Raw genomic sequence first — 12,440 nt, forward strand, 5'->3', positions numbered from 1 at the left:
TGGGGATAAAAAAAAGGAATGCAAACCTTCGGGTCTGCATTCCAACTTATAGAGCAAATGCTTAAGGAGCCGGAGGTAAGGATCCCTTTTTCACAAACTCACCACTCTCTACCTGATTAGCGCTTATAGAAGGCATTTCATGGGAGCAGGTAATGGAAGGGTTGATGTCACAGTTGTAGGTGCTCGAGCCCGGAACAATATCGGTCAGGTCATACCATACTTCGGTGTCCACATCCTGAGCATAGCGCTCTGTTGGATTGTCAGTAAAGTTCATGGCCATGGCCAGTGTTGCTCCGAACACCAATCCCAGTGCAGGGAGCAGATTTTTAAATAATTTCATAGTTGTGTTGGTTTGTGGGAGTTCCCTCCCGGTTAGACATTGAATTGAAACTGTCCCAAGTCTCTCTTATGAATATTTTTCTTCGTGAGAAAGCTATCCTATGGCTTGGTTCAGAGGTTGAACCGTCAGGGTTACCCCTTTTTGGGAGCCGGTTCTGCTCCCTGCGCCGCCGAGTGTTGACTGGCATCTCTACTCCCAGTCTTTAGAGATGGACGGTGCGTAATGATTAATGTATATCGATTGACTAACGGTCTAGGGATATGCAGTTATAGTTATTTTTTGCAGCCCCGCTTTAGATATTTGGGCTGTGGGCGGCGAATCCACCTTCGCCGCCTATTTATTTTATTGCTAATGATCTGTGAAACTTGTTTTGACTGCTTAGTGATTTAGTTTAAATTTGTGGAGTAAAAGCCGTAGGTTTTTGCACTAATTATAGCTTATCAACCTGTTGAAAGCCTGAGGCAAATCATGCCTTGGGCTTTTTTAGTGGAGTTTGATGTAGACCAATGATAGCCACTACAATGAACATCGAGTTGGTTATAAAATGCTCCGCCCAACCCATGCTGTTGATTATTCCTGCACAGTTGCAGGGGACTCTTGGGAAAGCTCCTACCCAGATCAGTCCCACGTAAGTGGTGAAGACGGTGAGTAGGAGGATACTGGAAAGATATCCCCACCATCTGCTGATTGTGAAGAGTAGGAGTCCGGCGATCAGCAACTCTATGATCGGTACCGCATAGGTCAGAATTTCGGCCAATTCTTCCGGGAAGGTTTGGTTGTGAAAAGCCTTTCGGCTGTCCTCCCAGCGGATCAACTTGTCCATACCTGTATAAACCCATAGCAGGATTAATAGGGCTGACGGTATTTTTGAAACTTCGTTCATTATCGTTGTGGTAATTCATGGTAACTGTGATGGGATCTCTGTACCTATTGACTTCTCAAATTAGTTTGGAGTAAACTGTCTGATTATTAAGTCGGTAGAAAATAGTCTGCTGTGCTTGAATAAATGTCAGGAGAAATGGAATTCAAAAACAAGGAAAGGGTGAACACAACGGGATATTGGTGAAATCCGCAGTCAGATGGGTGATATTTGTGAGTTATGATCTCAGATCACTTGGTTTTTCATATAGTTATACATCATCTCAATCAGCTTTTTTGGGTAATTAGGGTGTTTGTAATACGTTGGGGATATGGGGCTTATAAGAAATTGGGATTAATTACTCCAGTATTGCTAAATCAGTTTGAATGATTATCTTAGTTTATTCTAAAGTATTAGTACTTTTTTTTGGCGGGTCATGAAATAGTAAGGTGGACTTCTATGTCGTGATCAGATGGTTCTATTTGAAGTGTTTGGTGTTGTCTGCTGGAATCAACTGTATAGGCAGATAAAGGCTCAAAAATGAAAATCTTTGATAAAGTAATTTTTAGATTTTCCCATGAGGTTCATTAAAAGTGGTGGGCGATTTTAGGCCGAGACTTGAAGGGTTTAAAATCGAGTAAAAAAAAGAACCTGCACACAGGCAGGTTCTTCGCAACCGGAAAATTAGTAGTAATAACGTTTAAAATATCCGGTACAGTTTCCAGACTTCAGCAGAAGTCTTACTAAAATCAGATCAATTGGACCTTACCGATTAAATACGTGTAATGGTAGTTAGGCACTCCCTAAAAAAGCTACCGGTAACCTGGCTTTCCTTGGTGTTGCTCTTTTCTTGATAACTGATTTTTTTGATGGATTGCAGTGCCCGTTGGCATTCCTCCAAAGCTTGCTTATTTATCATATTGTTTAAGTTTTTGTACCATGGAAACTAGTAATTCTTGGAAGGGATTTGACCGTTTTGGTGAAAACCGCAGGGGTTCAGGTGTAATTCACACGCTTGTGAACCCTGCTGAAAAACCTCTTTACCTTCTCTTCCTTATTTTTTTATTGTATGCTTTGGTTGACTTGGTTTCTACCTTTATACAATTCGGTAAAATCGACGGTTGGGAAATGGCACTTTTCCATTTTATAGCTGGGTATCTTATGATTTCGCTCTATTTCACACTGGTTTTACCCGAATATTTTCGCAATAAAAGAAGGTTTCGAGCCGTTTTTTATTTTCTGGTTTTACTATCTGTACTAGTACTTGTGAAGCTGCTGGTCTATAATCTGTTTGTAGGCGAACTTTCCCTTTCCAAGAATTTCCTTGTAAATGAATTTAACAGGGTATTCCACTTTCTGATCATTACCTCTGTGGTATGGACCTACTATAACAACCTTAAATTGGGTCAACGGAAGTATGAAGTAGAAATGGATCATGAGCAGCTAAAGGTGATGCACCGCTCCATGCAACTGAGTTCCCATTTTGTGTTGAATTCATTAAGTGTATATATGGCCAGGATTATCAAATTATCACCGGATTTGGCAACAGAGTTCTCTTACCTGACCTCCCTTCTTAGGTATAGTTTCAAAGAATTTGGGGAGCCTAATTTCCTGAAGGAGGAAGTGAAAGCGGTGGGAAATTACCTTCAAATTCAGGAAATGAGGTTTTCACGCCTTTCCCTAATAGCAGAAATAGAAGTGCCTTTTATAGCAGAAAAACTACCGATGCCCAAGTTATGCCTATTGACCTTAGTTGAAAATGTGTTTTTCCACGGCGCTTACACCGATGCAGACCATCCCTGTATGATTAAGTTCCTGCTTAATCCGGAAGAATCAACAGGAGATTGGGTATTTACGGTTAACATAGCCAATAAAATACAGGGGCTGGGTGTAAAGCCACGTTCAGGATTTGGTGCCTCTTCCGTTTTCCGAGTGCTTAGTAATGAATTCGGTGATGGTTTTCAATATAAGGTTGAATCAGATGAATCTACTTATTCTTTACTAATAATCATACATTATGGAAAAGCGGTACAAAATAGGCCTGATTGACGATGAGGAAAATACCCTGGAATTACTGGCTAGGGAAATTTCCATGCTCCCGGGGTTTGAGGTGGGATTTTCAACTGTCAATCCGGTCATGGGTTTGGAGTACGCCCGGAGCGGTAAGGTGGATATCCTGATTACAGATATTCTGATGCCTGAACTGGGTGGACTTGAATTATCCCGAAAACTGATAGATTCCGGTATTCCGGTGATAATCTGTTCGGGGCATTCCAAATATGCTGTGCAGGGGTATAAGGTGGAGGCCCTTGGCTTTTTGCAAAAGCCAGCTGATCCGATTGAGCTGGCAGAGGCGCTGGAAAAGGCTAGAAAGAAAATGGATTCTCTATACTGGGTCAAAAAAGAGGTAGATGAGGATTATGTGGTGGTGGGGGATAAGTTGGGACATGTGCATCAGGTAGTGAAGCCATCTGAAATCTTATATATGGAACAGCAAAACAAAAAATCCATAGTCAAAATAGATGATGGGAGTGAATTTATTCTGGTGTCCCCTTTTATGGAGAGTTTGAAGAAACTCAAGTCCAGGTATATGGTGAGAGTGCATCAGTCTTTTGCGGTTAACATCCTAAAGGTGAGAAAACTACATTCGGAGGAATGCGAGCTTGTATCCGGGGATAGGATATCCACGAGCAGAACCTATAGAGAAGAATTGAGACGGATTTTTGAAAATAAAAGGATCAATTGATTGACTTAAATTAGTTGCTGGAAATGAATTCGGCTTTTGGCCGGGATGCTGTAGTTGCTCTGGGGATACTATAAATCTGTTTTCCCAGTTCCCTATAGAGCCTGTATCTGATCCTTCGCTCATGATGTTGGGTTTGTAAAGGAAAGAAACGGTTGATCATCATGTGCAAATGGTTTAGTAGGAAATGGATACCTGATTTTCCCAGGGCATTAAAATACTCATGGGAGTGAAAGTTGTTGAGGTATAATGTTATAGGGAAGGATTCTTTGTCAACTTTTGATACATAGTCAAAAACTGCTTTGTAAGTACATACTTTGTTTGAGGGCATACTTTTGACATCATTTTTGAGTTCATCAAAGAGCTGCCTGTAGTTAAGGGACTGGGTTAATAGGGTTGTCCACAGTCTGATAATGAGGTTTTCTTTTTCACTTGGAGAATAATTCATGTGAAGATTACCACGGGTTTTAGACGCCAGGAATTTTGATTCCAGATGGAACAGCCGATGAGAAATTTTCAAGTATTTAACTCCATATTTGGAGTTCTCAGGGAAATAGGAAACTGCTTTCCAATCCAATGCCTCTTGACAAAATAGATTAGAAAATGAGGCCAACAATACATTCTTTTCCGCAGCTGCTATATCCAACAGTCGTAGGCGGATTTCAGAAGCTCCGTTTTTACTATAGTTGAGAAAAAACCAACAGGGAGCGTGTCTGCGAACTTCCGGTTTTTCAAGGTGACTAAACAGATATTCCAAAACTTCCGGGACGTCTGAATCGCACAACGTAAGGGTGAAGCAGAGGCAGTTGTCTTGGGCTTCAGCTATCGGGTTGAACTCTCCTGCTGATTTGGCTACATGCTTGGACCTTGAATATTGGAAAACCAGCTGGGGATAGGCTGCCGTACCATCCGCTGAGCGGAAAATACCGGAAGGGTACCAGGATGGATCACAGAGTGTAAGGGTTTGGGAGCGTTGAAGTTCCTGCCAGAGTATCTGCAGATCTTCCTTGTTAAACCGGTTAAGTAATAGCTCCCTGTCTGCATGTCCAGCAAGAATGTGCTGGGGGATGTCCGTTTTATCCAGTATTTTTTGGAGCTCATGTATATCAGGAAAATTTTCCCTGGCCAATCTCCATCTTCGACTCTGAAGACAGATTTTTCCCCAGTTTAGTTGGGGACAGAAAGGAGCGTTGGAGAGGGTTTCGCTTTGGTAGGGCATGAACCTAAACCTTTCCTGATGTGCAATTTCCCACAACAATCGCAGGATGGGATGGGTGATCTGTTCTCCGTTTAGGGGATGCATGACCACGGGTATCACCCTTTTTCCACTGGCTTTATGGAAGAGATGGATTTGGTTATTGCTGATTCCTATGTACAGTTCATCAAATCCTAGTTGTTTTTTTGTCTTTGGTATGAAGGGTGTTATTTCATATTCAAAGATGTTGCGGACATTGAAAATGTGCTGTTTGGAATCGGATTCCTTTAGCGCTATATGTGCATAGATCACATCCTTATCGGTATAGATTTGGTTTTTGATGGTTTGGCTGTGGGCTTCTATTGCTGGATCTCTGTTGAATCTTCCCGTATATACAAAGGGTCGGTTGCACACGATGTTTTCTAAGACCGGGTTTCCTAAAGAGTCAAGCCGGAAAAGAAGCTGGATATCGTGAATTCTTTTATCCAGTTCTTTTTTAGGGAAAAACCCCTGAAGGTCTAAAGAGTGTTCGGTTTGATTCCCCAGAAGTATCGGAGCAATATCGTTTTTCGTGAAATTGTTAGGCTGCAGGAATTGTCCGGATAGAAAGTCGCTCTGGGATAAGAGGGTCTGTAGCTTAAGGTAGCGGTCATCAACCTGGTTGGTAAACCAGATTTTAAAGTCTCTGATGTAAGTGCTTTCTTCCTTGGTAAACAGAGCTCCTGCTGAATCAATACACTGCTGGAGTTGCAGTCTGGTAGTTTCCGGGATTTCGAGGTGATTATTCACCACCATGTCCTTACCTGAGTTTTGGGATTTTATACCATAATCAGGGGTCAGGAATCCTGTTTCCAGAATCTGTTGCCAAAGGATTATTGCATGCTCCGAATCACTTGTTGATCCCTCTGGATTAAGCAGCTGTTGGAATGCATTGAAGTCAATTGGTTGCTTTGATGCATATTGGATCAGGGTATTAAAGACGCTGTTTACAGGGAGCTTGCATCCTTTCCAGTGTTTGTTTTTAAAATCAAAGATCAACGCATGGTAATACCCTAGTTTTTTATGGATTCCTGGAATCAGCCGGTAGTTGCCGTCCAACGGGTTTTTAGCTGATTCAGTGAGCGTTGAAGAATTAATTCTACTATTAGGGTCAATTTCTTCTGCCTGAAGTGGAAAGCTGAGATCCAATTCAGTTCCCCATTTTCCCAATCCTACTCCGGCAAACTTTCCAAATGGGGTAGGGCGGAAACGGCCGCGAAGCAGGTACTTCCTGAGCTTAATCCTGAGTTTGGAATCCAGTTCCGCAAAAGGTTTTCCTTCCAGTTCCCTGTAGAAAGCTGTGGAAGATAGTTTTATAGCTTCCAAGATGACTTCCCTGTGCTGTTCTAACGTTGCAGGGTCTTCATGATCAAAATGGAATAGGGGGAGTCGGTATAGCAAACACATAGGGATTGTTTTTTCCTTCAATCCTAGCGGTATTTGTGATTGAGATGATGATTCGGGTGTAGCTATGGGGGATTCCGGTGAAATTGACGTCTGGAATTGGATAGCTGGTAGAATTTTCGTTCTAGTTATTCTTTTTGGCTTGGAAATAGGGTGTTTGTAGGAAGATTCAATTGAATTACTGGAAGTTTGACAACTTTTGGCTGTGATTATAGTGGTCTCATTTATTGTTGTCCTAAAAAAAAATAAGGATGAAATTCAGTGATGAGGAACTGTTGGTAACGGGACCAGTTTAGCCACTATTCTATCCTTACGGGCTGAAAAAAGGAAGGAGTTGGCGAAGTCAAAAAAGAGCGACTATTGTTTTTAATAATGTTAACCTGATGAATTAAAGTATACTTATTAAATAAGTTTTTATGGGGTTCACATGCTTGCCATTCTTTGATTTATCATTTATCTGGGATCAAAAGTGAAAAATCATTTTTAATTCTATTTGTTATGAATTCCGGAATTCCCAGTTCGTCTGCTTTATCAATCCAGAACGGTATAGTGGATTGTATTTCAAGAATTATCTGTTTATAGTTTTTAATGGTGAATTCCTCTGCAACTGCCTTTACATCTTCAAAGGTGATTTCATTTTTTTTGCTATTGACCGAAAGGACTCGAAAGGTCTTTGTAAAGTTTATGAGTGGGTTAAGGGAGTATGTAATGTCATAAGCCGGAGCGAGACCCCAGCTATCTTGCAGTTCATCATAAATAAGGCTTTGATTTTTAAAATGGTCGTCTTTGTTGCAGAATATGATGTTAAATACCATCCTTTTAAATAGTTGTACCGAATCTGCATGTGGCACATTAAGGAAAGGTAGTAGTTGAAAAAGATGCTCATAGGAGGACTGTTCGGATGTGGTTTCAGTGTAATCCCAGCCAGTAAGACCTGTAATGGTGAGTACATGTTTCTTTTGGCCATTTACCCTGTCGAATCGTTTGGTTGCGAAATGCTTTCCATCAATCATTTTGGAATCCATCATTACAATTCCGGCTTCTTTTGCGGTTAGGAAATAACAGTATTCAATCAGTTCCCTGTTGTAGGGGACTTCATCTAAGTTGAGTTTAACTAGGTAATGATTGTAGTTGTCAGAATAATTAAGATCACCTGGTGTTATTGTTCGGTCGCCCTTATGTTCGGAAACAAGAATTTTTGGTCTTGCACCTCCGGCTGAGGATCCGATTTTAAATAGGGTTAAGAGGGATTCATGGTTCAGGTTTATGGCTGCTGTTCTTTCTTTGGTGTCCATTACTTTTTTCAGTACCTGGACAATGTCTTCAATTACGATGGTAGCATTTTTCGGGATTTGTTTTTCGGGTCTGAATTCCAAGGCACCCATGCCTCGATTGGATACATAAGCCAGTTGTTCCAACACAGTGATTTTGGAAAAATCGTTATGAGTGCTTTCCAGCCATTCTTTAAAAATGATGTTACCGAACATATCAGGTAGGGAATCTGCTATCATCGGTGGTAAGCTCCTGAAGGTGTTGCCAGAATAGGTCTTAAATACCTGCTTTTGAGGGATTCTTTGGATAATCCTTGTCTGAGGAGGGAAAAGGTTTTTCATCATTCCTGATTCCAGGAAGGACTTGCTGTATTGAAAATAGGAGATACCTCGGTTTTCGTCAAAGCCCAGCCTACCAATTTCCTGCCCAAAGCAGTAAATAGTTATAAGTTCATTTTTAGCCATTAGTATAAGGAATCCAGGTTATCATATTCCTCCGATTTTACTTTAATGTATGTATTGAAACTGTCCAGTTCATTAAAGTGCTGGAGTATTAGCAATAAGACATCAATAGTAAAGTTCTTACCTGACTCCACGTTTTGGATCGTAATTCTGGAGAGGTTTAACAGGTCAGCAAGTTGTTGCTGTGAAAGGCTATTTGTCTTGCGCATTTTACGTAATAATGTGCCTATCTCGTTTTTTATACCGCTGACATTATTTGAAGAGAATGTGAACATGATTTTGTAATTTAGCCTAATAATATATGCAAATATGTCTAATTATTCATTAAATGAATAATATAATATGCTTTTTTATTAATGATCATAGAAAATGTTTTTTTGCAAAGTATAATATTCATTTTTATACTTAATAACGTATTTGCATATTATTTTGTTCAAAAATACGATGATTTATATTCTTAATTCAACGTTTGATCCATTCTTTGAATTTTGCCGCCTTACTCTGGCTGACCGCTATTTCTTCAGGATAGGTGGGGGAAAGTTTCAGCAGGAGTTTGCCATGTCCGTTTGATCGGAAATGCTGGCAGGCCTGGTAATGAATGATCATTTTTCTATTTACTCGGAAAAAGTCGTGTGTGGGCAGTTTTTGCTCCAGTTCATCGAGTGTTTCATTGAGAAAGTAGCTGGTTTGGTTAGCTGTGATCAGGTAGTTGATTCTGTCCTGATGGAATATATAGCGGATATCCTGAAGTTGGAGTGGGATGGTTTTGGTTCCCTGCTGTACCAGTAGGATTTCCCGGTTGGTTAGGTTGGATGTTTTGGCTTCCTGATTTCTTAGAATATGGTAATAGAAAAGGTAGTAGATGTTGAATAGGAATACCGGTAATGCCATTATGGGGAAGGAGCTGTGGGCGCTTGGATTTTCATGGGCTGTATTGATCCCAAAATACCATTGATAGATCGAAAGAAAGAATAAATCGATGATTCCGGGCAATAGTACTCCTAGCGTAAACTGTAAGGCGAGCCGGGCCAGGGGTTTTTCTTTCCAGTCATAGGTCTTGTCCAGTTGGACAGTTACCCTGTGTACAAACTCTATGAAAAAACATGCGATTAAAAAAGCAGCCAGAAGCTTGATGAAAAATGAGCTCTGGGAAAGTGAATCCAGGTAGCGGGCACCTGTGCCATACATAGCCACGAGAATAGCGGCGATGATACATAGCAGTATCCGCAGAACTTGGTCATTGTATCGTACCGGTAACTTCTTTTTAACCAAAACTCAATCATTTACTGCCTGCCACCCGGATTTATTTTGGGATTGAATGGTTTTTGATGGCCTCTGAAAACGGATAATATAGGTAGTTAAGTTAATAAACTCTTCCTAAATTCTAGGATACTGCGGTTTTTCATCGTTTTTTCCTGCCGTTTCATCCCGAAATTCACCTGATTCAAGATTTACAGACCTGTGTTTTTCCACTTTCCATTTTTCAAAATTTATGTTTGTGATGTGCCCTTTCGGGTGCTTAGTCTTATTTTATATTCAGCCCGCGGGCAGTTTTAACCGGGGATATCCCCATTTAAAATTGTCAGATTATGAATTACAATGAACAGTTTAAGGAGCTATTCCTTCAGATGAAAGGAGAGGTGGCAGCTATTGCTTCAGCTTCTTCCAACCGTCTGCGTACCGTGCAGGAATCTTACCTTCTGGTAAGTAACTATTGTGAGCAGGTAAAGGCAGCATCCAAATTTGAATCACCCGAGCAGGAGGTGGAATTCTTTAAAAAGATCAGACCGGGGTTTGAAGCCGAACTGATTTATTTTGGGGAGCTCTATTATATCCTCTCCAGTCTTCCTGAAAGAAGAAGGGATGCCATTCGTTTTTTGTTAAAACAGTATGTGCCGGTACGGATTTACTCCAGGAGGTATCAGTTGCTCTATGAGTATTGGTGTCTGGGTAGGTCTGAATTTGACGGAGACCTGTTTATCCGTTCTGATAAGAATAGGACGTTAATGCTGACTTGCCCATTACCCATAGGAGATCGTCATGCCACTCCTGCGGGAAAGGTATTTGCAAAGTTTCGTGCCTATGATGAGCTGCATGGTTTTCTGGAAAAGGAGATTTCCCGTCTTAAAAACAAGGAGGATAAAGGGAGTTCTGCCATCCAATGGACCGCGACAAAAGCAGCTTTGGTAGAACTCGCTTATGCCCTGAAAGCATCTGGAGCTATTAATAACGGCAATGCAACCATTCGGGATATTGCCACACATCTGGAGCGGGCTTTCCAGCAGGATCTTTCCCAGTTTTACAGAACATTTCAGGAAATCCGAATTCGCAAAAATAGCCGTACCACATTCCTGGACCGATTGAAGGAGAAATTGGAACGTTGGATGGATAATACGGACTTGAACAGCAAAGGGGAGGGAGAATAGCTCAGGGTTTTTTAGGCCACCTTCGGTTTTCAGTGTGAATTTTTTTACGGATTCTGCCCCAGGTTTGTAGCAACAAAATCACACAAACATGCTTGATACGATCTCATGGGGAGAATTTTTGAAAGGTATTGGAACGGTTCTGATTCTCTATTATGGAGTGGTGTTTATCCGGTACTTCCGATCTGATGTTTCCAGTTTTCTAATCAAGGTAAGCAGAAGAGAACAGCCATGTAGCTTCGGCAGAAGTGAAAATGGAACTGGGGCTTCAGCAATGCAGCGGGTAGGAGACTTACTCCTGGAGATTGATCAGGAGATCATTCCCAAAGCTCAGACTAAGCAGGAACTGATCGAACATCTTCGATCCATACTGCTCCGCTCAGAATTACCCGATGATCCTCACATCCGCGGAATACTGATCAGTCATATGCTTCTCGCATCCAAAGTTAGACACTTGGAAATTACCCAGGAGGAGCTGTTGGACTTGCTTAGCAAACCTTAAAACTGATTATCCTAACCAATTTAACTACAACACAATGAACAAGACAACACAATGGATTATTGCAGCCCAACTTTTCCTTGTTGCAGGAATGGTTAATGCTCAGGACGGAAATGCAGGGATCAACGAGGCTACCCAGCAGGTACGGGGATACTTTCAGTCGGGTACTGGATTGATGTATGCAATAGGTGCCATTGTTGGACTCATTGGCGCAGTCAAGGTTTTTAACAAATGGAATAATGGAGAGCCGGATACAGGAAAAGTCGCCGCAGCCTGGTTCGGATCCTGTGTGTTTTTGGTGGTAGTGGCCACAGTCCTTCAGAGTTTCTTTGGAATCTGAAAAGTTGGTTTATATGGACCTACTCGAACAGCGTAAAAAGGGGATACTTCCCCAGATCGACATCGCAGGTCATCGGTATACCGTGGACATCCGACTCAATGAACTTAGAAACTCGGATTTTCCCAACAAAAGGCTCGGGCTGGATGAAATGGTGACTTCTCCGGATGGACGCCACTACCTGTTTTTCTATAACCGGGAAAGCAAGTCCATACTCCATGCTTCTGTTGACATGGTTGAGGTGCCGCAAAAAGCTGTGCTGGTTGAAATACCTGATGAATTGGGGCTTGATCCTGTAGGTATGGCAAGAAAGTACGGGTTGAGAGATGAGTATTTTCTCAAAATGCATCCCTATAAGGAAGGGCTAATGGCCAGAATCACTTCGATTGAAAAATCAGGACTTCCTGAGTATGTGGCTAACAATCAAAAGCTGGAGGGACAACCCCAACAGGGCATGAAATCCAGAAAACTCTGAGAGGTTTTAAGGGATAGGTAGTGTTGATTCTCCCGAGTTCCTTTTTCCGCTTCTTCCCATTAATAAAGACTGATATGATCAAGTACACCATCAATAAAGGGATCAACAAACCCATTGAGTTCAAAGGGCTGAAGGCTCAGTATATCGGATATCTCGCGGCCGGACTGGGGTTTACCCTAATAAGTTTCGCGGTCGCTTATGTTATGGGGGTATCCATGTATTTGTGTTTGGCCATCTCGGTGGTGCTGGCGACAGCCAGTTTTATTACTGTATTCAAGTTGAGTGCTACCTATGGCGAACATGGTTTGATGAAGAAAATAGCCCAAAATCAGGTGCCTGACTGTGTGGTAATGCGTAGCAGAAAAACCTTCTTAAAGCTCCTTAACTACTAAT

General features: G+C 41.5%; 13 protein-coding genes. 7 read left to right on the top strand and 6 right to left on the bottom strand.

Annotated elements, in window-relative coordinates; translation table 11 throughout:
• Positions 1-61: 61 nt before the first annotated feature.
• Positions 62-340: a DUF6520 family protein gene (locus ESV85_RS18580; protein ID WP_146920276.1), complete on the bottom strand. Its 279-nt coding sequence runs from the start codon at positions 338-340 to the stop codon at positions 62-64.
• A gap of 466 nt (positions 341-806) precedes the next feature.
• On the bottom strand, positions 807-1,223 hold the full coding sequence (locus ESV85_RS18585) for a MauE/DoxX family redox-associated membrane protein (RefSeq protein WP_146920277.1): 417 nt from the start codon (positions 1,221-1,223) through the stop codon (positions 807-809).
• Between the two features lie 915 nt (positions 1,224-2,138).
• On the opposite strand from ESV85_RS18585, the gene ESV85_RS18590 reads away from it, so the two are divergent.
• Together ESV85_RS18590 and ESV85_RS18595 are read left to right on the top strand one after the other, a co-directional pair.
• Complete coding sequence (locus ESV85_RS18590) at positions 2,139-3,248, top strand: histidine kinase (protein ID WP_146920279.1); 1,110 nt, start codon at positions 2,139-2,141, stop codon at positions 3,246-3,248.
• A complete protein-coding gene (locus tag ESV85_RS18595; RefSeq protein WP_146920281.1) occupies positions 3,217-3,945 on the top strand; it encodes a LytR/AlgR family response regulator transcription factor in 729 nt (242 codons plus the stop codon). Before ESV85_RS18590 ends, ESV85_RS18595 begins: the two co-directional genes overlap by 32 nt.
• Positions 3,946-3,955: 10 nt before the next feature.
• On the opposite strand, the gene ESV85_RS18600 is transcribed toward ESV85_RS18595, so the two are convergent.
• From ESV85_RS18600 to ESV85_RS18615, 4 genes are all read right to left on the bottom strand, one after another.
• Entirely contained in the window at positions 3,956-6,577 is a 2,622-nt protein-coding gene (locus ESV85_RS18600; protein ID WP_191322057.1) for a lantibiotic dehydratase, read from the bottom strand.
• A gap of 452 nt (positions 6,578-7,029) precedes the next feature.
• Positions 7,030-8,316 carry a type II toxin-antitoxin system HipA family toxin gene (locus tag ESV85_RS18605; protein ID WP_146920285.1) on the bottom strand — a complete coding sequence of 429 codons (1,287 nt, stop codon included), beginning with the start codon at positions 8,314-8,316 and terminating at the stop codon, positions 7,030-7,032.
• On the bottom strand, positions 8,316-8,588 hold the full coding sequence (locus ESV85_RS18610) for a helix-turn-helix transcriptional regulator (protein ID WP_146920287.1): 273 nt from the start codon (positions 8,586-8,588) through the stop codon (positions 8,316-8,318). The genes ESV85_RS18605 and ESV85_RS18610 overlap by 1 nt, the downstream gene beginning before the upstream one ends.
• A 187-nt stretch (positions 8,589-8,775) precedes the next feature.
• Complete coding sequence (locus tag ESV85_RS18615; RefSeq protein ID WP_146920289.1) at positions 8,776-9,585, bottom strand: LytR/AlgR family response regulator transcription factor; 810 nt, start codon at positions 9,583-9,585, stop codon at positions 8,776-8,778.
• Between the two features lie 317 nt (positions 9,586-9,902).
• On the opposite strand from ESV85_RS18615, the gene ESV85_RS18620 reads away from it, so the two are divergent.
• The 5 genes from ESV85_RS18620 to ESV85_RS18640 all read left to right on the top strand — a co-directional run bounded on the left by ESV85_RS18620 (position 9,903) and on the right by ESV85_RS18640 (position 12,439).
• Complete coding sequence (locus tag ESV85_RS18620) at positions 9,903-10,739, top strand: RteC domain-containing protein (RefSeq protein ID WP_146920290.1); 837 nt, start codon at positions 9,903-9,905, stop codon at positions 10,737-10,739.
• Positions 10,740-10,827: 88 nt separating this feature from the next.
• Positions 10,828-11,238 (top strand): hypothetical protein, encoded by a 411-nt coding sequence (locus ESV85_RS18625; RefSeq protein WP_146920292.1) that lies wholly within the window; start codon positions 10,828-10,830, stop codon positions 11,236-11,238.
• Positions 11,239-11,272: 34 nt separating this feature from the next.
• Complete coding sequence (locus ESV85_RS18630) at positions 11,273-11,575, top strand: DUF4134 domain-containing protein (protein ID WP_146920294.1); 303 nt, start codon at positions 11,273-11,275, stop codon at positions 11,573-11,575.
• A 13-nt stretch (positions 11,576-11,588) separates the two neighbouring features.
• On the top strand, positions 11,589-12,047 hold the full coding sequence (locus tag ESV85_RS18635) for a hypothetical protein (protein WP_146920296.1): 459 nt from the start codon (positions 11,589-11,591) through the stop codon (positions 12,045-12,047).
• A gap of 74 nt (positions 12,048-12,121) precedes the next feature.
• Positions 12,122-12,439: a DUF4133 domain-containing protein gene (locus tag ESV85_RS18640; RefSeq protein WP_146920298.1), complete on the top strand. Its 318-nt coding sequence runs from the start codon at positions 12,122-12,124 to the stop codon at positions 12,437-12,439.
• Position 12,440: the final 1 nt, after the last annotated feature.

The organism is Algoriphagus aquimarinus (assembly GCF_007997215.1).
In the GTDB taxonomy this organism is placed as follows: domain Bacteria; phylum Bacteroidota; class Bacteroidia; order Cytophagales; family Cyclobacteriaceae; genus Algoriphagus; species Algoriphagus aquimarinus_A.